This window comes from Mycobacterium sp. AZCC_0083 (assembly GCF_014202335.1).
Lineage (GTDB): Bacteria > Actinomycetota > Actinomycetes > Mycobacteriales > Mycobacteriaceae > Mycobacterium.
In genome coordinates this window covers 62,106-84,006 of the sequence record NZ_JACHGP010000021.1, presented here as the reverse complement: position 1 = coordinate 84,006, position 21,901 = coordinate 62,106, and the positions used below count along the sequence as shown (strand labels likewise).

The 21,901-nt window shown below is 66.6% G+C and carries 18 protein-coding genes and 2 pseudogenes; 5 read left to right on the top strand and 15 right to left on the bottom strand.

Features of this window, described 5'->3' with window-relative positions; translation table 11 throughout:
• Positions 1–43 precede the first annotated feature (43 nt).
• Entirely contained in the window at positions 44–1,009 is a 966-nt protein-coding gene (locus HNP02_RS36555) for a hypothetical protein (RefSeq protein ID WP_221318421.1), read from the top strand.
• Here the strand turns inward: HNP02_RS36555 and HNP02_RS36550 are convergent.
• Positions 1,003–2,691 (bottom strand): CotH kinase family protein, encoded by a 1,689-nt coding sequence (locus tag HNP02_RS36550; protein WP_184445541.1) that lies wholly within the window; start codon positions 2,689–2,691, stop codon positions 1,003–1,005. The genes HNP02_RS36555 and HNP02_RS36550 overlap by 7 nt on opposite strands.
• 535 nt (positions 2,692–3,226) lie before the next feature.
• Between HNP02_RS36550 and HNP02_RS36545 the strand changes: the two genes are divergently transcribed.
• Positions 3,227–4,189 carry a YncE family protein gene (locus tag HNP02_RS36545; RefSeq protein ID WP_221318420.1) on the top strand — a complete coding sequence of 321 codons (963 nt, stop codon included), beginning with the start codon at positions 3,227–3,229 and terminating at the stop codon, positions 4,187–4,189.
• 1 nt (position 4,190) lies between these two features.
• Here the strand turns inward: HNP02_RS36545 and HNP02_RS36540 are convergent.
• Both HNP02_RS36540 and HNP02_RS36535 read right to left on the bottom strand, forming a co-directional pair.
• Positions 4,191–4,339 (bottom strand): annotated as a pseudogene (locus HNP02_RS36540) (IS3 family transposase); the annotation flags it as partial.
• A gap of 70 nt (positions 4,340–4,409) precedes the next feature.
• Positions 4,410–4,877 carry a hypothetical protein gene (locus tag HNP02_RS36535; protein ID WP_184445539.1) on the bottom strand — a complete coding sequence of 156 codons (468 nt, stop codon included), beginning with the start codon at positions 4,875–4,877 and terminating at the stop codon, positions 4,410–4,412.
• Positions 4,878–5,040: 163 nt separating this feature from the next.
• Here HNP02_RS36535 and sixA point away from each other — a divergent pair, with 163 nt between their 5' ends.
• Positions 5,041–5,511: a phosphohistidine phosphatase SixA gene (sixA, locus tag HNP02_RS36530; RefSeq protein WP_184445538.1), complete on the top strand. Its 471-nt coding sequence runs from the start codon at positions 5,041–5,043 to the stop codon at positions 5,509–5,511.
• A 274-nt stretch (positions 5,512–5,785) separates the two neighbouring features.
• Here sixA and HNP02_RS36525 read toward each other — a convergent pair whose 3' ends face one another.
• Entirely contained in the window at positions 5,786–7,552 is a 1,767-nt protein-coding gene (locus tag HNP02_RS36525; RefSeq protein ID WP_184445537.1) for a hypothetical protein, read from the bottom strand.
• Between the two features lie 229 nt (positions 7,553–7,781).
• Between HNP02_RS36525 and HNP02_RS36520 the strand changes: the two genes are divergently transcribed.
• Entirely contained in the window at positions 7,782–9,506 is a 1,725-nt protein-coding gene (locus tag HNP02_RS36520) for a hypothetical protein (RefSeq protein ID WP_309241822.1), read from the top strand.
• A 51-nt stretch (positions 9,507–9,557) separates the two neighbouring features.
• On the opposite strand, the gene HNP02_RS36515 is transcribed toward HNP02_RS36520, so the two are convergent.
• Both HNP02_RS36515 and HNP02_RS36510 read right to left on the bottom strand, forming a co-directional pair.
• Positions 9,558–9,875 (bottom strand): hypothetical protein, encoded by a 318-nt coding sequence (locus tag HNP02_RS36515; RefSeq protein ID WP_184445536.1) that lies wholly within the window; start codon positions 9,873–9,875, stop codon positions 9,558–9,560.
• A gap of 190 nt (positions 9,876–10,065) precedes the next feature.
• Complete coding sequence (locus HNP02_RS36510) at positions 10,066–11,175, bottom strand: hypothetical protein (protein ID WP_184445535.1); 1,110 nt, start codon at positions 11,173–11,175, stop codon at positions 10,066–10,068.
• Between the two features lie 166 nt (positions 11,176–11,341).
• On the opposite strand from HNP02_RS36510, the gene HNP02_RS36505 reads away from it, so the two are divergent.
• Entirely contained in the window at positions 11,342–13,804 is a 2,463-nt protein-coding gene (locus tag HNP02_RS36505; RefSeq protein ID WP_184445534.1) for a phosphoketolase, read from the top strand.
• A gap of 106 nt (positions 13,805–13,910) precedes the next feature.
• On the opposite strand, the pseudogene HNP02_RS36500 reads toward HNP02_RS36505, so the two are convergent.
• From HNP02_RS36500 to HNP02_RS36460, 9 genes and pseudogenes are all read right to left on the bottom strand, one after another.
• Positions 13,911–14,726: pseudogene (locus tag HNP02_RS36500) on the bottom strand (urease accessory protein UreD); the annotation flags it as partial.
• On the bottom strand, positions 14,723–15,328 hold the full coding sequence (ureG, locus tag HNP02_RS36495) for an urease accessory protein UreG (protein WP_184445532.1): 606 nt from the start codon (positions 15,326–15,328) through the stop codon (positions 14,723–14,725). The gene ureG and the pseudogene HNP02_RS36500, both read right to left, overlap by 4 nt.
• A complete protein-coding gene (gene ureC, locus HNP02_RS36490; RefSeq protein ID WP_184445531.1) occupies positions 15,325–17,031 on the bottom strand; it encodes an urease subunit alpha in 1,707 nt (568 codons plus the stop codon). The genes ureG and ureC overlap by 4 nt, the downstream gene beginning before the upstream one ends.
• A gap of 7 nt (positions 17,032–17,038) precedes the next feature.
• On the bottom strand, positions 17,039–17,707 hold the full coding sequence (ureB, locus tag HNP02_RS36485) for an urease subunit beta (RefSeq protein ID WP_184445530.1): 669 nt from the start codon (positions 17,705–17,707) through the stop codon (positions 17,039–17,041).
• 24 nt (positions 17,708–17,731) lie between these two features.
• A complete protein-coding gene (locus HNP02_RS36480) occupies positions 17,732–18,391 on the bottom strand; it encodes an urease accessory protein UreF (protein WP_184445529.1) in 660 nt (219 codons plus the stop codon).
• Positions 18,384–18,851, bottom strand: a complete 468-nt coding sequence (gene ureE, locus HNP02_RS36475; RefSeq protein ID WP_309241821.1) for an urease accessory protein UreE — start codon at positions 18,849–18,851, stop codon at positions 18,384–18,386. Before ureE ends, HNP02_RS36480 begins: the two co-directional genes overlap by 8 nt.
• Positions 18,848–20,257 carry an amidase gene (locus HNP02_RS36470; protein ID WP_184445528.1) on the bottom strand — a complete coding sequence of 470 codons (1,410 nt, stop codon included), beginning with the start codon at positions 20,255–20,257 and terminating at the stop codon, positions 18,848–18,850. Before HNP02_RS36470 ends, ureE begins: the two co-directional genes overlap by 4 nt.
• A gap of 29 nt (positions 20,258–20,286) precedes the next feature.
• Entirely contained in the window at positions 20,287–20,466 is a 180-nt protein-coding gene (locus HNP02_RS36465) for a hypothetical protein (protein WP_221318436.1), read from the bottom strand.
• A 39-nt stretch (positions 20,467–20,505) separates the two neighbouring features.
• Positions 20,506–21,894, bottom strand: coding sequence for an amidase (locus HNP02_RS36460; RefSeq protein ID WP_184445526.1), 1,389 nt, complete (start codon positions 21,892–21,894; stop codon positions 20,506–20,508).
• Positions 21,895–21,901 lie beyond the last annotated feature (7 nt).

Below are 21,901 nucleotides of genomic sequence, written 5' to 3'. Positions count from 1 at the left end.
TCACCATCGCGGCCTCCGCCTCATACTTGATCGGGAGGACGACGTGGAGCCATGGACCGCCAGACTCGCCAATGCGTTTGAGGCCGTTCGACACGCCGCGAGTCAGCTCGGCCGGGGCAAGAAGATCAAGCCGACACCATTCGACGAGAAGAACCGCGGGGCGCCGTTCAACGCCTCAGGCGTCGCGCAGGTGGGCCCACACCGATTCGTCTTCATCGACAACCGCGATCCGTCATCGCTCTTCGAACTCGTCCTCGATGACGACGACGCCGAAGCCGAGCGCATTGCGCGACGTCCACTGGCCGGCGTCGCGGACGGGCAGCTGCGCGACCCCGAAGGCCTCGCCCGTGTCGACCTGAAAGGCGAGATCCTTCTCGTCCTCACATCGTCGCTCTGCGCCGCCGGCACCACTCGGTCCGACGGATTGGTGCGGTCGCGTTACACCCCTCACGGCGCGCTGCACGCGGAACCGATGGACGGATTCCGGGCCTGGCTGCTGGATCACGAACCTTCGCTGGCGAAGGCCGCCGAACGCGAACCGGATGCTGACGGGCTGAACATCGAAGGGCTGGCGTGGGATCCGCACGAAGGTGCGCTTCTGTTCGGCCTCCGCGGGCCGGCAGATCCCGGAGAACTCGCCCTGATCCGCGTTCCCGTCGACGTGGCCGCCGCGTCGTGGACTACGTCGTCGCTCGGCGCACCATCCATCGTCCGGGTCCAGGTCCCAAAGTCGACTGCGAGACAAGGAATCCGTGACCTCTCCTACGACGAGGACACCGGGGACTACCTGATTCTGCTCGGGCGCTCGACCAGCAGGAGCGACGCGCCGTTTCAACTCAGTACCTGGAACGGCAGCAACGACAAGGTCAGGCTGTTGGACATCGCCTTCCACCGATCGATGAAACCCGAAGGCGTCACCACGTTTTGGAGCGGCGACGAGAAGAAGATCCTCGTCATCGACGACGGCGGCGGCTACGCAGTGGTCGACTATCCCGAGAGGGCTCAGTAGAAGTAAAGGTCGGACCCGGGCAGCTCCTGGTGCACCCGCGCCCTGCCACTCGGTGTGAGGTCGAGCCCGAACTTCGCCATCTCATTCGTCCGCGCGCTGACCAGGTTGAAGTATCCGGTGTACGCGAAGCGGCCCGGCGGGTTGGCGACGTCCGTGATGGGAACGGGTACGGGCGCGATCGTGAACTCCTCGGCATGTTCGCCGTTGCTGGGTGCACACGTGTAGAGGTACTTGTGCCCCTGCGGCGTGACTTGGGTACCGCTGGCGTGCAGATTGCGGTTGAAGGCCGTGTTGGTCAACGACTTTCCGACCCCGAGGTCGTTGAGGGCCCACAGGTCGGTCGGGTCGTTGTCGTCGCGCAGCGGCTGGTGGTAGACCTCGAAGTTCGCCGGAGCGGGGATGCCCGGCGGGATCGACTCGGTATTGCTGGCATGCAGACAGGCACTGGTGTCGTGTTTGAGAATGTAGACCGGTTTGGCGGCGCTCGGGAGACCCGCACTGATGTATCCGGCCGATTCCGCCAGCCGTAGTTGTTGCCGCACCGAATCGACCTTCGCCACGGTATCGGGCACGCCGAAACCCGTGAGCAGTGCCTGCATTTGGTCGATCAACGGTTTCAGGACCGTCTGCTGGTGCTCGCGGCTGAACAGCGTGTCCCGATAGGCCCGGATCTGGTCGAACAATCGTTGACGACGGGTGTCGTCGTTGCGCACCAGCTGGGCGATCAGCCCGTCGCGGCCCAGCTTGAACGGCCGGTCGGGCTGCAATGTCTGGTCGATGCCCCACGGGATCAGCTTGAACTTGACGTTGCCCACGCCAGGGGCCGCGACGGCCGCCACGTCGTTGTAGACGTAGGTGTTGTTGGTGTTGTCGGCGTAGCCGTCCCAATGCTTGAGGAAGAACTCCATCGCATAGACCTTGAGGTACTGCTCCATGTCGAGCACCTGGTCTGCACCGGCCAGTCCGTTCGCCTTGATGTGACCGATCGCGAACTTCAGATCGGCCTTGTCGTCGAACTTGGAGAGGTCCTCGACGCCGATGAATCGCACCCTCTCGTCGAGGAAGTCATCGTGATGTTCGAGTTCGTACAGGTTGCCCTTCAGGTTGCCGTTGAAATTTCGCTCGATGTAGCGCTTCATCACCGGCTCGGCATTGACGTAGATGCCGGGGCTGTTGACGCTAACGCCGCCCTGGCCGATCGGGGTTCCGTTGACGAACACCCGGGCGTAGTTGCATCGCGAATGGGGCAGCCCGGCCATCCCCAGCAATCGGTAGCCGAGCGTCTGTTTGACGTAGGACTCGTCCTGAATGGAGTTGTTGAGCGTCACGTACCGCGACCCGATCAGCGCTTCGATGCCGGGGACGTTGGCCCCGTCGAACTTGCCGAAGTCGACGTGCAGGCACGGCTTGTTGCTGTCTATCGAACCGCAGAATGACTTCTTCTTGACGCCAACGCGTGCGAACGCGGCCGTCGCGGGAAACTTCGTTCCGGATATCTCGACCGAGGTCGCTTCGCGCCATTTGTACCTCGCACCTTCGGTCCATTCGAAGTTGCACCGACCGCCTTGAGGCTCCTCGTTGCGCACCAAATCCCACTCGCCCTGCGGCATCGTGATCTTGACCGTGACCACGTTGTCGAGCGCATAGAAGGAGTCGAGTTTTTGTTGCTGCTCGGCGCTCATAGCGATTTCCCCTCAAGCCATGGTTCGTGGCCTGTCTACAGGGTGCGCCGGGCGCCGCCGATCAGCGCGCGTATTGCACTACTCGACCTAGCTGCCCGAGGGAGTGGCGCGCGCACGCCAGCCCAGGCATGGATGCATCTGTGAATCGCCTGCCTGAAAAGGTGTGAATCTCCTGGTAACTGTGTGATCCCGTTCACATTTCGAGCCGATTGTATGCAGTATTCAGTTGGCACCGGCGTGATCCAACTGTCCGACTCCCGAGTCGACGTCCACCGCTCACCCCTGCTGGGCGACACGAACGAGGACAAGGACAGGTCGATCCCGTGACCGGCACACCGTTAGAACGAAGGGATACAGTTCGATGAAATACCCATTGATGACCGTGTTGTTGGTCGCTGCAGCCGCTTTGGCCGGTTGCGGAGGTGGAGGTGGAGTTAGCAGTAGCGCTGCCCCGACACCGACACCGCCCAAGCTGCTGACCAACATTGCCGTGCCCAATGCGTCAGCCCCACCATTCAGTTCCGACATCGGCTACGTGGAGGCCGGCAAGTACTTTCTTGCCGACCGGAACAACAAGGCCGTGGATGTCGTGGACACCAAATCGAACAAATTGATCGCGCAGATCCCCGGGCCGTTCACCGGTGCTGGCGCAACGACGGACGAGTCCGGGCCCGATGGAATCGTCGGCATCACCGGCACGCATACGATCTATGTCGGCGACGTCGACTCGATCAAGGTGATCGACACGGATGCGCAAAAGACGGTCAACACGATAGCGATCAGCAATTCCGGGTCACGGGTCGATGAAGGCTGCTACGACCCTGACGATCATCTCGCGATGTACGCGAGTCCCGGAGACTCGCCGCCGTTCGCCACTTTCATTTCGACACTGACACAGAAGCCGGTCACCAAGCTCGTCTTCAACGGTTCGACGGGACTGGAAGCATGCGCATACGATCCCGTCTCGAAGAGTTTCTTGATCAACAATGACGGGACTCCCGCCAATCCCGATGGCCAGCTCGACGTCATCACCGCAAGCTCGGTTACGAGTGGGAAACCTGCTGTTAGCCAATCGTTTCCGCTCGGAAAGTGTGGACCGACGGGAATGGTGCTTGGCCCGAACAACGACGTGCTCATCGGATGCGATCCGCCAGCCGGGGACCAGCTCATGACCCTGATCATGGATCGTGCAAGTGGCGCAATCCGCGCCACCGTGCCGTTTGGCGGAGTGGACCAGGTCAATTACGATCCGACTTCCAACCGCTATTTCCTGCCTGCGCGGCACTTCGTGACGGGTGGCACCGCTGCCGCTAAGGGATTCACCCCGCAGATGGGAGTCGTCGATGGAACGACGCGGCAGCTGCTCTTCACGATTCCCGTGGGCACGGGCGCGCATTCTGTCGCCATCGACAGCACGCTCGGGCAAGTCGAGGTGCCCTTTCAGGCCGGCGCGGCGGGATTCCCCAACGGCGGCATTTCGGTGTTCTCAACGCGCTAGTGGTCGTCATTGTCGACGCGACTCGCCAGCCCAGAATCCTGCGCACGCAGGCCTCGGTGACGAACGCGACGTAGGCGAACCCGACCAGGTCGACACGTAGCTGAGATCGGCCACCCAGAGCCGGTTGGGCGCCGGCGGGGCGAGACGGCGCTGCGGCACCGCCCGCACCCCAGGCAGGGGTGCGGGCGGCACGGATCGCTTGGATGTGGTGGGCAGCAGGCTAGGGCGCGTCGGGCCCATTGCCGTTGTCGGCCCCAGGCGTGAGTCCCTTCACGGCCTGCCCGGGTTGAATGCCAAGGACATCCGGCTGGGACCCGGGCAGCTTTGCAAGCCCACTAAGTACCGAGCCGGGAGGGACCGGCTTATTCCCCGGCCCACCGATTGCCCCGGGGACACCCCCGGAGCCGATGCCGTTACCGTTGCCAACCGGCGGCGTCGGCACCGTCGTCGGCGTGGGCGTCGGCGGCGGCGGCACCGTCGTCTCCGTCGGCGGCGGGTCAACCGGCGTCTCCGTCGGCGGCGGGTCAACCGGCGCCGGCGGCGGGACTTCGTCGGCGAGTGTTATGCCGGCGGGTGCCGCCAGCACCATCGAGCCGGCGCCTACCACCATCGCGCCTGCTGCCAGCACACCACCGATGACGGTGCGCGCCCGTATCGAGCGGGGTGTTGTTTGCCTGTGTTGCGCCATGACCTTTGTCCCTTTCCTAACTGATGATCGATAGAACGTAAGGTCGCGGCCGGAGTACGTCGCGAGTAGTCGACTACCTGTTGGGATGAGAAGCGCCGATGCTTCGCACTCTTCACGACTACGCGTCCGCGGGATGATGGTGGAACCATCGGAGGTGACCGACATGGACCTGTACTTGATGCAGCATGGTCAGGCGACGACCGAAACAGAGGAACCGGAGCGACCCCTCACGGATACCGGTCGAGCGGCGGTGCAGCGTGTCGCCAAGAGAGCCCGGGCTGCTGGCGTTCGGATCAGCGGCTGCCTGCACAGCGGAAAGCTGCGCGCAGAGCAGACTGCGCAGCTGCTCGTGAGGGAGATCGGCGTGGAGCCGAGCGTCGAGGCTCGACCGGGTCTTGCGCCGAATGACCCGGTGGTACCGGTCGCGCAGTGGCTTCGAACGGAGACCGAGCACCAGTCGCTTGCGCTCGTCGGCCACATGCCTTTCATCGGCAGGCTTGCCTCGTTGCTGGTCGTAGGCGACGAGCAGGCCCAGGTGGTCGGCTTCCAGATGGGTGGCCTGGTGAAGCTGATACCGAAGGTCGATCGGGACGGGTTCTCCGTGGCATGGGCGCTTCCGCCTGACCTCGTCTGACCATGCACAAAAAACCTGGACGGCGCCATGCATCACCGAGAAAGGTGCCGCGATGATGGCGACCAGTCCAACTAGCACGGGTTTTTGCAGGCCTCGCACGGCCAGCGCCCGCTCTCTCTCCGCTGAATCTGCGCGTGTAGTTGGTGCGTGTGGATGCACGGATCGGCCGGCGTGTCAGTAACCGGTGACGGGGTGGGCGTGATGGCTTCAGCGCCGACGGTACCGACGCCCCTCGACCCGCTCGGGTTGCTCTGAGCGACAGTCGAATTGCCGCCTACGGGAGTACGGCCACCGTCGTCACCGGCGCCTGAATCACCGGGGCTTGCTGGACTGGGGCCTGCTGCACCGGAGCCTGTTGGATCGGCGCCTGCTGAACCGGAGCTGGTTCCGGGGCGACGGCTGGCGCCGTGTACACGGGCTCCGGCGCGGGCGTGTACTCCGGCTCCGGTTTCGGTGCCACCGGTTCGGGTTTCGGCGCAACAGGCACAGAGGACGGCGGCGCCGTGAACTCGATCGACGACGGCGGTGACGAGGGTGGAGAACTCGGCGGCGAAGACGGCGGTGACGAGGGTGGGGACGACGGCGGTGTCGAGGGTGGCGTCGACGGTGGCGTGGACGGTGGCGTCGAGGGAGGGGTCGACGGTGGCGTAGTGGGAGGGGTCGACGGCGGCGTGGTCGGCGGAGAAGACGGCGGCCAGGACGGTGGCGACCACGGCGGGTAGATGACGATCGGTGGGATCGGAATCGGGATGAACGACGGAATGACCGGGGCCGGAGGAACATCCGCCGGCGGCGGTGGTGGCGCCTCGACCGGCGGCTGCTCGATCGGCGGACCGGCAGGCGCATTGTCGACGACCGGCCCGTTGTTGGTCCGCGGGCTGACGTACGGCTTGGGCGCAGGCGGCAACGGCGGCGGGGTCAACACGGCGACCGGCTGGGCCACCGGGTCGGGGTCGTGCGGAACCGGTGGCAGATAGCGTCCAGGCACCGTGTCGGACTGCACCGGGGGCGACGCCAGATCGCTGGTGGACGCCGCGGGCCGGACGTTGATCGCGACGGTGACGGCCAGCGTGGCGAAGCTCACGATGAGGAACGCGACCGCGCTGCCCATCAAGATCATCCGCTGATGCACCGGCGCAACCACTTCGGTGTACGTCGTCGGGTCGTCGTCGCGCTCCGGGATCAGCTCGCTGAGCGGATCCGTCGACATCTCGTAGGGGGCGTCGTCGTAGCCGCCCATCTCCATCGGCAGCGGGTCGGGGTCGGCCATCGAGTAGGCCAGCTGGGGCTCGGCCGCCGCGCGGAGCCCGGTGACCGCATCGGCGGCCGTGCTCACTACGGGCGCCAGCTGCGTCGCCGGCGCCACGGCTGGCGCCAATTGCGTCGCCGGGCCCGCCGGGTCGACGAGCGCCCAACCCACGGTCTTCGCTGCTCCCCTGGCGATCGCGAAACTCGCATCGGTGGGCAGTTCCACCGGCACCGGCGACTGCTCCCGAATGCCCGCGGCAACCGACTCGAGGTCCTCGCGATTCGACACGAGCATGACCTTGACGGGCGCTTGCGGCTGCGCTCCCATCCCCGCCAGCACCGCAGCGCACGCAGCGGCGGCGCCTGCGGCGCCGATGGGCACCGACGCGAGCACCGCCGACGTCATGGAATCCGTGCCGACGGTCGTCAGCGTCGCAGTCTCGTCGTCTACCAGCAGCAGTGCGGCGCGGTCATCGACGCTCCTGACCAGCGCCGTTGCCGCCTCGGCCTCTGAAACCACCTCGACGTCCTGCACCCCGGCACCCAGCAGGACCTGCCGCAGAGTGTCGGCTTCCGCGAATTCGTCGAAGTGCAGCCGGATCGCCGAGAGCCGATTGCCCGAATCGGTCACGGCACGGTAGGTGCCGACGATGGTGTCGGCCAGGTCGGTCATTGCGTCTTCGGGCAGGTCAAGGGCGTATTCGTCGTATACCTGGTCACCGTCGGCGGGTCCACCGACCAACGCCAACCGGGCGACCCGGCCAGTAACCGCCACCCCGAGGACTACGTCCACCGGTCCACTCCTTGCCTCGCGTGTCCTACGCATGCCCGCTGAGCTCCCGCTCACCACACTGCGACCGCCACCCCGACGCGCCGAGCCTCGCGATTCGACACTTTCACGCTACCTCACAGCCTTGGAGCATCCTTGGCGTCGGGGAACGCCTTGTACATCGCGCCGATAATGGGAACAGTTACTGCTTCAGCAATAGTTCGCCTCGACCACCAGCGGAAAGGACTCGCCCGTGAGCCAAGACCAGCACGCCGCGACGACCCAGGTGGCGACCGCGGCCGTGTCCGGCGCGGCTCGCGTCGGCTACGTCCCCACCCGCACCAACCGAGTGCGCGACGGGCTCGCCGTGGCACTGCTCGTCGTCGCCCTGCTGCTCCCGTGGAGCATCGTCTTCGGGGTCGGCGTGCCCGGCAGCAACGGCCTCCTGTTCGTGCCCGTCGCCGTGGTGACGCTGCTCGCCGTCGTCGCCGCGCTCGCGCCGCACGTCGGACCGTTGCGGCTCACCGCACCGCAGCCCAACCTCGGCCGCACCATCCGCATCCGGTTCCTGCTCACCATCCCGTACCTGCTCTGCGTGCTCGGATTCATCGGGTTCCACGTCGTGGAGACCATCCGCTTCGGCGGAACCGGTGCCGTGCCGCCGGGCGCGGGGCCTGGCATCTGGCTGGGCGTCGCAGGCGCATTGCTCGCCGCGCAGCCGCCGATCACCAGTATCACCATCGAGGACAACGGTTTTCGCCGCTGGTATGCGGCGGCCCGGCTGATCGGCGTGGCCTCGATCGTGCTCGCGGCGTGGGCCGTGGTGTTCAACCTGTTCTGGCGGCTGCGCTATCTGTTCGTCACCACGGGGACCATCGCCGGCCACGACGTCGCGGTCGTCGTCACCACCCTGCTGTACGGCGGGGTGGCGATGGTCGCGTTGCTCATCGGATCGGGCTGGCTGCTGCAGAAGACGGCCGCCGCCCGGCTCGCGACGACGGCACTGGGCGTCTCGGCCGGAATCGCGGGCGTGCTGGTGTGGGTCTTCAGCGTCGGCCGCGACGTCGACGCGTTCCACGGCATCGCCGAGAACACGTCCACCGCAGCCGTCGGGTACGAGGGCTACCTGGCCTGGGCAGCAGCGGCCGCGATCGTGGCGCCGACGACGCTGTACGCCGTCTTCCTCGTCAAGCCGCCGACCATGGCCGTCTACCGCGGGGCGGCGCTGAAGTGCTTGACGCTCATCGCCTTTTGGACGTTCGCCGCGGCGGGACTGCGCGTCACCGACTTCCTCATCGCGCTGACGCTGGACCTGCCGCGGTCCCTCTACGACAGCTTCGCGCTGATGGCGTTCAACGTCGTCACCGGATGCATCGCGGTGTGGCTGCAACGCCAGCTCGCCAAGGGTGGGCTGTCGTCGGTCGTCATCGCCGCGTTCAGCGGTTCGCTGTTCGTCTTCACCGCCGCACAGCTGGTCATCGGCGTCGCCCTCGCCCCGCGGTACGCCGACCCGACGCCGCGAAGCCCCGACGCCATCTATGGCAACGACCTGGCTCAGCAGATCACCAGCATGTTCGACGTCGTGATCTGCGTGCTGAGCCTGGCCATCGCAGTCGCCGTCGTCATCACAGGACCATTGGCGGGCTACCTGACGCGGCGCCGTGCACCTCGCGAGGCCGCCGCGGCGCCCGTCGAGTCGCCGACGACCGTCGTGCCGCGGCCCCAGCAGACCACGATGCCGAAGATCGTTCGGCTCAAACAGGATTCGACGACGGTGCTCGCCCCACCCACGCAGGTCGTGCCGACTACGGAGGTACCGGTCGCTACGACCGCCCTGCGAATTCAGCGGCGACCGGAGCCGCCGTCGCGTCACGCGGCTCCCGATGGACCGACGGTGCCGGCCAAACGCCCGTTCGCCGCAGGGGCTCCCTCGGAACCCCTCCCCGAGGTACGCGATCCCGGCGAGCGTAGGGACTAGTACCTCCGCGGCCCGTCAACATTTGATGACGACTTCCGACAGGGTGCCTACCTACGGGCAGAAGTGCAGCAGCCCCAAAGGCCCTGTGACGCAACCGCCACCGCCGTACCCGCCATAGCCGTAGCCATAGTCCGGTGGAGGCGGCGCCCACCCCGGTCCTCCGCCCCAACCGCCGCCGTCCCAGCCGCCCGGCCGCCAGGGGCCGCCCGGTCCGTGGTCACCGCCCCAGCCCCGGTCCTGAGCCCAGCCCGCCCCGTTCACGACCGGAGATGGTGCTGCGTTCGCCACGCCAGAGCCGACGCCGAGGGCAGCGAGCCCAAGCGATCCGGCGATGACGGTTCCTGCTGCGATGGTCTTCAAGTGGATCATGCGAAATCCTGCGATTCTCGTCTGGCAATCGTGACCCTGAGCAGTCCATTCGGCCCAAAGTCGTTCCCGGAGAAGGAAAGACGATTCCTCTCCTGCGATCGACGGTACGCCGGAGTGGTTATGAACAGGCTGTGCAGACGATATGCGTTTCACGACCCCGCAGGCCGTGCCGCTACTGCGGGTATTGCGGCTAGTGAAAGCGGCCGATGATCGGGATGTGATCGAGGATCCGATCGCGGAGCCGCGGTTGCGGGGGCGGCGCCGGAACGTAGGCGGGCGGAGGTACGTAGGCCTGCACGGGCGGCACGTAGACGGGCGCAGGCGCCTGATACACCGGCGGCGGCGCGGCGGGCGGTTGGTACACCGGTGCGGCCTCGGGTTGGGGCGCCGCCGGTTTGGCCACCACGATCGTCTGCGCCACTGCGGCGGCCGCCTGACGCAGGGACGCGGCAGGCCGCGGGGTCGACGGTGCTGCGGGCGCCGCGGCGTTGACGTTCTGCGGTTCCTCCATCGCCGAATCCGGGGCGGGTCGGAAGCCGACTGCGACCGACAGCGAGACGATGAACGTCAGCACTGCGGCACACAGGACGCCCGACAACACGCCGACTCTGGACGTGACAACCGGCGCCACCCACGCGATAGGCACCTCGGCTTCGTTGACCTCGCGGGCCGCTGCCAATGCCGTGCCGCGGGCCAGCGCCAGATCGGCCTCGGCGGCGGAGAAGACCTGCGCGTCGGAGATCGCCTCGAACGAGGACACGATCCCCTCGACGTCGTCCGAACCGACGACGAAGACCGCGTTGGGGGGCCGGTCGGTGGAATCCAGCAGCGCGATCACGCCGCTGGTCGGCTCGAGTTCGTCGTCGCCGTCCAGTGGCCGGTCGATGCGCTCGACCTTGACGTCGCCGGCGTGCACGCGCGCGAGGAGTGCCACGTCGGGCTCGACGACGCAGACGGCGAAGTCGTCGTACTCGGTGATCTCGGCGATGCCGAACGCCAACGCCCCGGCGGCGTCGGTGTCCGGGACGACGACGACGTTGCGCACCCCACGGTCGGCCAGGGCGTCCAGCACTGCGCCGGCCGACACCGCGGCCTCACTGCTCCAGGTCACGCCGACCGCGTGCACCCGGTTCTCGGCGACGACGGCCCGGTCCAGGAGAACGTCGAGCAGGAAGTCGGCGTCCAGCCCGCCGACGAGGAACTCTCCGCGGTCGATGGGCACACCCTCGCCGGTCGCGCCCTCGACGAGCACCCAGCGCACCGAGGTAGACGTCACCGACAGACCAACCACCAGGTCCATGTGCACGCCCCCGATCCGACTGCTCTCGCTTCTCAGGTTACCGATGCACGCAAGCTTTGCATTATGGGTAACCCCCAGATGAACAACGCATTCAGATCCGCCCGGATAGCAGTTCGGCGGTTGAATGGATCCGAAGGACCCTCACGGCATAGGAATGAGTATTGCGATGACCGCAGTGACCGCGACCTGGCGCTCGACCGACCTGAGCCCGTTGAGCGACGACACGCTCGCCCAGTTGGACGGCTGGTGGCGAGCTGCGAACTACCTGTCGGTCGGCCAGATCTACCTACTGGACAATCCGCTCCTGCGGACATCGCTGTCGCGTGAGGACGTCAAGCCACGCCTGCTCGGCCACTGGGGGACCACACCCGGTCTGAACTTCATCTACGCGCACCTGAACCGGGCCATCAAGGACCGCGAACAGTCGACGATCTACGTCACCGGTCCCGGGCACGGCGGTCCCGGCCTGGTCGCCAACGCCTACCTCGACGGCACCTACTCGGAGGTCTACTCCGACATCACCCAGGACGCCGAGGGCCTGCGCCGTCTGTTCCGGCAATTCTCCTTCCCGGGCGGCATACCGTCGCACGTCGCTCCCGAGACGCCAGGCTCGATCCACGAAGGCGGTGAGCTCGGCTACGCGCTGTCGCACGCCTACGGTGCCGCGTTCGACAACCCCGACCTCTTGGTGGCCGCGGTGGTCGGCGACGGTGAGGCGGAGACCGGAGCACTCGCGACCAGCTGGCACTCCAACAAGTTCACCAACCGCGCCAACGACGGCGTCGTCCTGCCGATCCTGCACCTCAATGGATACAAGATCGCGAATCCGACCGTCCTGGACCGTATTCCGACAGAAGACCTGCGCAACCTGATGCTCGGCTACGGCCACAACCCGTACTTCTTCGAAGCACTCGACCACGCCGACCCGGCCGACGCGCACCGTGCCTTCGCGGTGCTGCTCGACACCGTGCTCAACGAGATCGCCGCGATCAAGGCATCCGCCGACGTCGACGGGGAGTTGACCCGCTGGCCGATGATCGTCTTCCGCTCCCCCAAGGGCTGGACCGGCCCCGCCTACATCGACGGCAAGAAGACCACCGGATCCTGGCGCGCACACCAGGTTCCGCTCGCCAACGCCCGCGACACGCCCGAACATCTGCAGGTGCTCGCCGACTGGCTGGCGTCCTACCACGCCGAGGAACTGTTCGACGCAGACGGCAAGCTCGACCCGAGCATCGCCGCGCTCGCACCGTCGGGTCATCTCCGGATGAGCGACAATCCGCACACCAACGGCGGCCAACTGCTGAAGGATCTGCGGCTGCCCGACTTCCGCAAGTACGCCGTCGACGTTCCCGCACCGGGGGCGACGATCGCCGAATCCACCAGGGTGCTTGGCAACTGGCTCACCGACGTCGTGCGGCTCAACCCGCACAACTTTCGGATCTTCGGCCCCGACGAGACGGCGTCGAACCGCCTGCAGGGAGTCTACGACGTGACCGACAAGCAATGGAATGCCGAGTTCGTCGACCCCGAGGTCGACGAGCACCTCGCTCGCGCCGGCCGCGTCATGGAGATGCTGTCCGAGCACCAGTGCCAGGGGTGGTTGGAGGGATACCTGCTCACCGGGCGGCACGGTCTGTTCAACTGCTACGAGGCGTTCATCCACATCATCGATTCGATGTTCAACCAGCATGCCAAGTGGCTCAAGGTCACCAACCACATTCCGTGGCGACGACCAGTCGCCAGCCTGAACTACATTCTGTCCAGCCATGTCTGGCGTCAGGACCACAACGGCTTCAGCCACCAGGACCCCGGCTTCATCGACCATGTGGTGAACAAGCGCGCCGAGGTAGTCCGCGTCTACCTCCCGCCGGACGCGAACACGCTGCTGTCCACCTACGACCACTGCCTACGCTCGCGCCAGTACGTCAACGTCGTGGTGGCCGGCAAACAACCGAGCCCGAACTTCCTGACGATGGAGGAGGCGATCGCACACTGCACGCGAGGGCTCGGCATCTGGGAGTGGGCGGGCAACGAGGTGCTCGGCAAGGATCCGGACGTCGTCATCGCGACGTGTGGCGACGTGCCGACGCTGGAAGGCCTCGCGGCCGTCGACCTGCTGCGGAAGAACCTGCCCGACTTGAGAATTCGCTTCATCAACGTCGTGGACCTCATGCGGCTGCAGGACGAGGGGGAACACCCCCACGGCCTGTCCAACCGCGAGTTCGACATGCTCTTCACCCGCGACAAGCCGGTGATCTTCGCCTACCACGGCTATCCGTGGCTGATCCACCGCCTCACGTATCGCCGCGCCGGCAACGAGAACCTGCACGTGCGCGGGTACAAGGAGGAAGGCACCACCACGACGCCGTTCGACATGGTGATGCTCAACGATCTCGACCGCTACCACCTGGTGATCGACGTGATCGACCGGGTGCCGTTCCTCCAGTCGACGTGCGCGACCCTGCGCCAGCAGATGGTGGACAAGCGGATCGAGGCCCGCGAGTACACCCGCGAGCACGGCGACGACATCCCCGAAGTGCGCGACTGGCTGTGGCCCGCCGCACACGGCGCCGCGTTCACGTCGAGTGTCGCCGCGACGGTCTCGACGGCGGGCGACAACGAGTAGGAGCTCTCCCTCACAGTGAGCAGCCGCAAGCTTCAATGGCCATGTGCGGCTTCTTGCGGGATACCGCAGAGAGTGGCTCATCAACCAGGAACTGTTGGCGGAGTTGCGTTCTCGTGCAACTGACTTGGTGGTATCCCTCCTCGATGAGTGCAGTCACCGCGCCTATCGTTGCCCGCAACGTGCCTCCATCCGATGCAGCGATCCGAACCGCCCATCCAGCCTCGTTCGGCAGGCCGCTTACCGCAGCGTAGACACGCCTGTCCCCCGTGAACACAGTGAGCGATTCGAGGTGCGGCGACAGCGCCGTCATCGTTGTGTCGAACCCAGCACCGACGACGTAGACAGTTCCGAAAGCTGTTGGGGCCCGCCGAACGCGCGGCATCGTCTCGAGAACCTGCGCATCGAGTGCGAGCAGCGTTCCGTCCGGGGCGACGATCGCGACGCTGGACTCGTAGCTGCCGAATGCCTCGTCCGTCAGGTCGGGGTGGAGCACGACGGCGTCGACGATCACCGCCCGTCCACCCGGCTCGACGCACACCTGCGTGCGCTGGCGATAGCGCGCGTGCGCGGTGAGGATGCGCGGCGAGAGGTCGAACAGCAGCCGACCGCTCGCGTCCACCCGAAGGCGCGTGTCCTCGACCGCAGGCTCGCCGCCGCGAACGCCGCTGACGGTCGTCGCGCCCTGGCCGCGAACCACCGCCGACCCGCCGTCGATCACCTCGATCCGCTGCCTGACGACATCACCGGGAATGACGGTGCCCGCACAGTTCTGGATGGTCACCGACCCCACGCCGGGCCGTGCCGGGTCGGTGAAGACCCGCCCGATCATCAGTGGCCACCGGTAGCGGCGCCGGGTCAGGGCGGTGCGTCCGCCGACGCGGCCGAACACGAGGTCTAGGGCGTTGCCGGAGCCGGCGCTCATACGAACAGCACGTCCCTTTCGAGCACGTCCATCAGCGCCTCGATCCCCTCGCCGCTGCTGGCGTTGGTGGCGAGGACGGGCCTGCCGCTGCGCACCTCGTTGGCCTCCTTCAGCATCAGGGGAAGGTCGACGCGAACGTAGGGCGCGAGATCAATCTTGTTGACCACCAGTAGATCGCACCGGATGACACCCGGTCCGCGCTTGCGCGGGATGTCGTCACCCCCGGCCACGTCGATCACGAACAGCCAGTAGTCCACCAGGTCCCGGGAGAACGTCGACGCCAGGTTGTCACCACCGGATTCGAGCAGAATCATCTCGGTATCGGGGTAGGCGGCCTCCAGCGCATCGGCCGCGGCGATGTTCAGCGACGGGTCCTCGCGGATCACGGTGTGCGGGCAACCGCCGGCTTCGACGGCCCGTACCCGCTGCGGGTCGATCAGCCCGGAGCGGCGGATCCGCTCGGCGTCCTCGGCCGTCACCAGATCGTTGGTGATCACGCAGACCGAGCGTGCGCGGCCGGCGAATCCAGCGAGCAGTGCCTCGATGAGCGCGGTCTTGCCGGATCCGACCGGCCCACCGATGCCGATGCGTGCGGCTCTCATCGCAGCATGTACTTTCTCGAAAACGCCACGGTGGCAGCTGGTTCGGCGGTGAGCAGCTCGCCGTCGGCGCGGACCTCGAACGTGCGGGGATCGACCTCGACGTGGGGCAGGGCGTCGTTGCGCACCATGTCCTTCTTGCGCAGCGCACGCACCGACGTGATCGGCAGCACGTTCTTGCGCAGCCCCAGCTCGTTCGGTACGCCCGCATCGATCGCAAGCGAGGACATGAACACGAACCCCAGTTCGGCGGCCGCGTCGCCAAGAGCACCCCAGTTGGGGCGTTGGATGATCGGCTCCGACGAGGAGATGGAACCCGCAGCGTCGCCGAGTGCCGCCCACGCGATGATCCCGTTCTTGAGTACCGCCCTGGGTTTGGCGCCGAAGAATGCAGGCTGCCAGATCACCAGGTCGGCCACCTTGCCAGCCTCGACGGAGCCAATGTGCGCGTCGGCGCCGATCGAGATGGCCGGGTTGATGGTGAGTTTCGCGATGTAGCGCTTGACGCGTTCGTTGTCGGCGAAGGCCGTCGTCTCCTCCGGCAGCCGCCCGATGCGCTGCTTCATCACCGCGGCGAGCTGCCAGCAGTTGGTGATGTTCTCGGCGAGCCGGCCCATGCCCTGCGTATCGCTGCCGAAGATCGAAATGGCTCCCATGTCATGCAGGAAGTCCTCGGCGACCATGGTAGGTGGCCGGATTCGGGCTTCGGCGAACGCGATGTCCTCGGGCGCTTCCCAATTCATCAAGTGGGCGATCATCGTCATCGGCACACCTTCGTCGAGCCCGGTGACCGTGTAGGGATTGGTCGGGTTGGTCGTGCCAGGAATGACGTTCTCGTAGCCGACGCACCGGATCAGGTCGGGGGCGTGTCCTCCGCCCGCGCCCTCCACGTGATACATGTGGATCGTCCGGCCGCCGATCGTCGACAGCGTCCGTTCGGAGAACCCGAACTCGTTGATCGAGTCGGTGTGCAGGTGTACCGCGAAGTCGGCGGAATCGGCGGCCTGCAGCGTCTTGTCGATGACGGCCGGCGACGCCCCCAGGTCTTCGTGGATCTTCACCGCGCCTGCGCCTGCGGCCACCGACTCCAAGACTGCCGCTGGATCGGAGGAGCCGCGGCCGAACGCGACGAAGTTCATGGGTGTGTACTCGCCTGCCTTCAGGAACATCCCGAGGTTGCGGGGGCTTCCGGTGGCGACTTCGAACGTCGGTCCCAGCGACCCACCGATGAGGGTCGTGGTGCCGGTCGACAACCCATGCTCGACCTGCTGCGGCGAGATCAGGTGCGCGTGGGTCTCGATCGCCCCGGCGGTCACGATCATGCCCTCCGCGGGAATCGGCGTCGTGCTGGTGCCGACGACCAATCCAGGAGTGACGCCTGGCATGGTGTCCGGGTTGCCTGCCTTGCCGATGCCGACGATTCTTCCATCTCGGATACCAATGTCCGCCTTGATGATTCCCGCCACGGCGTCGATGATGACCGCATTCACGATGACGTAGTCGAGGGCCCCGTCCGACGGCTTCGACGACGGGCGGTATCCCTCGCCATCCCGCACGGACTTGCCTGCGCCGGCGAGCAGCTCATAGCCGGGCACCGTGTCATCCCGTTCGACCTCGACGAAGAGGTCCGAGTCAGCGAGGCGGATCCGGTCCCCCTTGGTGGGGCCGAACATGCGGGCGTAGGACTGCCGATCGATCGTTGTCACTGTTCCTTCAGCCTTCGCGCTGTGCGGCAAGTGCCGCTTCGAGGGCGCCGCCTGCGTCGAGTGGCCCGTTGACCACTCCCGAGAAGCCTTGGGCGACACGATCACCGGCGATCGGGACCAGCTTCACCTCCACGGGGATGCCGGGTTCGAATCGCGCTCCGGCACCGGAGGCCACGTCGAGCTTGTGGCCCCATGAAGCGCGGCGGTCGAACTCGAGCACTGGGTTGGTTTCGAAGAAGTGCGACTGGCTACGCACCTGGATGTCCCGGTCGCCGCGGTTGACGACGGTCAGTGACAGTCGCTCGGCACCGGGGAACAGGTGGACCGGCTCGTCGCCGACGATGATCTCACCTGGGCGGATGTCGTTCTCCCCAGCGATGATCGGGTCGATCAGCGTGACGAGCTTGGTGCCGTCCAGGAACGGAGCGTCGAGCGCCACGATGCGTACCATGTCGGGCACACCCGGTTCGCACTGGTCGGCCGAGAGCAACGACGCGGCGTGGTCGATCACCTCGTCGTAGGCCATGTTCTTGCGCGCCGCGAGCATCACCTCGTCGGCCAGCAGAGCGACCGCTTCTGGGTGGCTCAACGGGATGCCTTCGCGGAGATTGCGTCGCGCCAGCTCGGCGGCGTTGAACACGACGAGGCGCTCGATCTCGGTGGGCGTCAGGTTCACACGATCTCCTTCACATACGGGTTTTCAGCTGGCGAACAACCGCACGCCATCGTCGTGGCGCTGGGCCGCGATGTCGGCGTAGGCGGTGAAACCGGCGGGCTCGGCGGGCGGCTGGCGTTGCAACAGGTCGAGTAACAGCGGGGTCATGTTCGTCGCGATCCGCTGGGCGCCGAGGTGCCCGTGGATTCCGAGACGCAATGCGGCACCTGTGATTCCGGAGACTACCTGCCATGCTGCTACGGCCTCTGCCGTTTCGAGGGTCAGGCCAGCGGCACGCAAGCAGACCGCCTGGGCCACCGCAAGGTGGCCGGGGACGACCCCCGCGAGTACCCGGCCGCGGTAGTCGACGACACCAGAGGCGACGACTGCGGCGAACGTTGTCAGGGTGGCGGCGCCAGCGCGGCGGGAGGCCTCCCGCAGCACCGACATCGTCGTGCTGGCCTCGGCGAGATTGTCCACCGCGGAAGGGTCCGGCTCGGCCCAGGCCCGGCGCAGCAGGACCCGGTCGCGCCGATGCCAATTTCCCTCGAGCTGCTCGGCGACGAAGGCGCTGACATCGCCCTCGTCCTGCACCATTCCGTCCCGGTAGGAGCCCTCCAACCCCGAGGAGAAGGCGAACCCGCCGGACGGGAATGCGCTGTCACCGAAACGGATGGCGGCGAGCAGCTGCCCAAGATCAGTCATCGAGCGACTCGACCCGCCCACTCTCGAGCAGCTCGACGATCCGGGCGGTGTAGTCGGATTCGGGTCCCTCCAGGTGAACCACGACGGTGTCGTCGCGCTGGTCGGCCTTCCAATGTAAGTGGCCGGCAAGGAAGCCGAGCCGCAGTGCAGCCCCGACATCGTTGGCCCGCAATGTCATCGTCCGCGGCGCCCCGGACCGCACGACCACCGCGCGATCGGGCTCGAGCAGCAGCACCGCGCCATCGGCGAGTGCGCTGTCCCGCGGCAACACGATGGCGTAGTCGGTGCCGACATCCGATGTCGCGCGCAGCCGGCTGCGATCGAGGTCGTGAACATCGAGGTGGAGGTACTCGACGGCCTGCTGGTGGTGCAGTTCGTGCAGACGATCGGCGACGGCCTGGTCCGTCACCCAACCGACGATTTCGTCGAGGATCCGCAGGCCGACGCGGGCGCCAGTCACTGCGTGGCCTTTTCGAGGACCGGTGCGATCTTGCCGACCACGTCGGTGTTCTGCTCCAGCGCGTAGCCGAACTGCAGGATCTCGGGCTCTGCGAACGGCTTTCCGATGATCTGCACCCCGAGCGGAAGCCCGCCGGCGGTGAACGCCGCCGGAATCGACAAGGACGGCAAACCCGTGACGTTGGCCGGCGCCGACAGTCGCACGTAGGCGCCGGTCGCACCCTCGACGGTGCCGTCCGCCCACCTGATGAAGGGATCCGACCGCAGGGTCGCGGCCGCGACGAGGGTGGGCGCGAGCAACACGTCGATCGAGGAGAACATCTCCTTCCACGCCGCCTGGATCAACGTCCGCAGCCGCAGCGCGTTGACGTAGTCGACGGCCAGCACCGCGGCACCGGTCTCCAGCAGCGTGCGGGTCTCGTCGGTGAACTTCTCCGGGGAATTGCGCAGGTAGTCCAGGTGATAGGCGGTGGCCTCCGGCATCATGATCGCCCACTCGGTCGAGATGATGTGCTCGGCCATCGGGATCTTCACCTCGACCAGCTCCGCGCCGAGCGCCTCCAGTGTGGCGGCGGCCGCCCTGGCTGCCTGGGCCGCCTCCGGGTCGAGCTGTTCGGTGTAGTAGTTGGTGGGGATCCCGATCTTCTTGCCTGCCACACCGGCGTCGATCCCGGTCACCATGTCGGGCACGGGCACGTCGACCGTGCCCGGGTCCCGACGGTCGTAACCGGACATGGCGGCCATCACCAGCGCGGAGTCGATCACGTTGCGGCTGAGCGGTCCCACATGGTCGAGCGACCACGACAGCGACGCGACTCCGACCCGTGACGCGCGCCCGAACGTCGGCTTGAGACCGACGGTGCCGCACAGCGCCGCCGGGATACGGATCGATCCGCCGGTGTCGCTGCCGAGCGCCACGTGCACGACGCCGCTGCCCACCGCGGCACCAGAACCGCCGCTCGATCCACCCGGGGTGCGGTCGGGTGCCCACGGGTTGCCCGTGGTGGGGGTCGTTGCACCATAGGCGAATTCGTGGGTGTGGGTCTTGCCGATCAGGACCATGCCGGCCGCGTACAACTTCGCCACGGACGCCGAATCGGTCTCCGGCACGTGGTCGGCGCGTTGCGCAGAGCTCGAGGTGGTCTTGATCGCGGCAGTGTCGTAAAGGTCCTTGACTCCGAGCGGAATACCATGCAGCGGACCCCGGTAGTTGCCGTCGCCGATCTCCTTCTCGGCGATCTTTGCCTGTTCGAGCGCGAGTTCCGGTGTGGTGGTGACGAATGCGGTCAGCACTGGTTCAACCTCCGCAAGGCGCGCCAGCGACGACCGGGTGACCTCCACCGGCGAGACCTCTTTGGTGCGGATCTTCTCGGCGACCTCGAGCAAGGAAAGTTCGTAGAGTTCCATAACGGTGTGCCTTTCTCGTCAGTTTCCAGTCAGTCCCAGCTAGCTTTGAAACCGACGGCCGGGACGGTTTCACCCAGACCCGTAACCGAGGCCTGGCGAATCAGTGCGAGCGTCGACGAGTAGACCTCGTAGTTCGCCGCCAGACGATCGGGCGGAATCGTCAGCCCGGCATAGTCGAACACGGCGGACACCAGCGCTTCCGAAGTCACGGAATCATTGTCGGACACGAGATCTCCTAGAGTTGGTTCTCACAGGGCGGGGGTTCTGTCTACCCAGCCGACGAGTGTTTCGAAGGCCCGTCCGGCGCCGAGCACAGTTGCGTCGGCGCCTCGGGCGCCCATCAACTGCAAGCCGATCGGCAGACCATCGGCGCCGAAACCCGCCGGCACTGTCAGCGCCGGCATCCCCGTCACGTTGGCCGGTACGGTCAATGCATTGATGGCAGCGAGGATCGGGACCGTTACGCCGCCGAGTTCGGCCTCCGTCGCCCCGTATGGCGGAGCGGTGATCGCGATGGTCGGCGATACCAGCAAGTCTGCGCCCGAGCCGAACATCGCCTCCATTCCGGCGATGACAGCGTCGCGGGCCCGTCGGGCTGCGAGATAGTCGACACCGGTGTACGCCGCACCGACACGCAGTGCCTCCTGGACATCGACACCGAATCTCTCCGGGGTCATCCCGGTTTGCATCGCATGCCAGGCGGCGGATTCGACCCCGCATACGACGTCGACCACCTGGGGGCATAGTTCGACATCGGCGAACTCGACCTGCTTGATCGTGGCCCCAGCGCTTTCCAGAACGCGCACGGCTTCTTCGAATGCGGCGGCCACATCGTGTGCGAGCCGATCGCAGAAGTAGTTCTCCGCGACGCCGATCGTCAAACCTTCGAGGCCGCGGTCGAATTCGGTGCGGAAGTCAGGTACCGGACCGGCCGAGCTGTACGGGTCGCCAGGGTCGTGTCCAGCGATGGCCTCCAGCAGCGCCACTGTGTCGTCGACGGTGCGCCCCAGTGGCCCGGTGTGGTCCAGGGTGGAACTGAGAGCGCTGACGCCGCGGCGGCTGACCAAGCCGAACGTCGGCTTGTGTCCGGTGACACCACACAGCGCAGCGGGGATCCGGATCGAGCCACCGGTATCGGTACCGAGACCGGCTGCCGCCACGCCCGCTGCGATGGCCGCGCCCGTCCCGCCGCTGGAACCGCCAGGAATCCGGTCGAGCGACCAGGGATTGCGCGTCGGCGGGGTATTGACTCCGTAGGCGTATTCGTGCGTGGCGGTCTTGCCGAGGATGATGGCGCCGGCCACCCGCAGCCGCCGCACCGACTCCGAATCCTGAACAGCCAGATGCTCCGGGGCGCCCAGGGATCCGTTACCGGTCCGGTAGCCGGCAACGTCGTAGATATCCTTGACCACGACCGGAATCCCACACAGCGGACCCTGCGTCGTGCATTGATCCTGCTGCTGCTGCGCGACGGCCAGCGCCTCGTCGGCGAACACCGCGGCGAACGCCTCGATCTTCTCCTCGGTATGGGAGATCCGCGCCAGCGCGCTACGCACGAGATCGACCGGGTTGAGGTCGCCGCAATCGATCCCTGCGCGCAGCTCCGGGATGGTGGGGTTGGTCCGTACTCCAGTCATCGGTTCC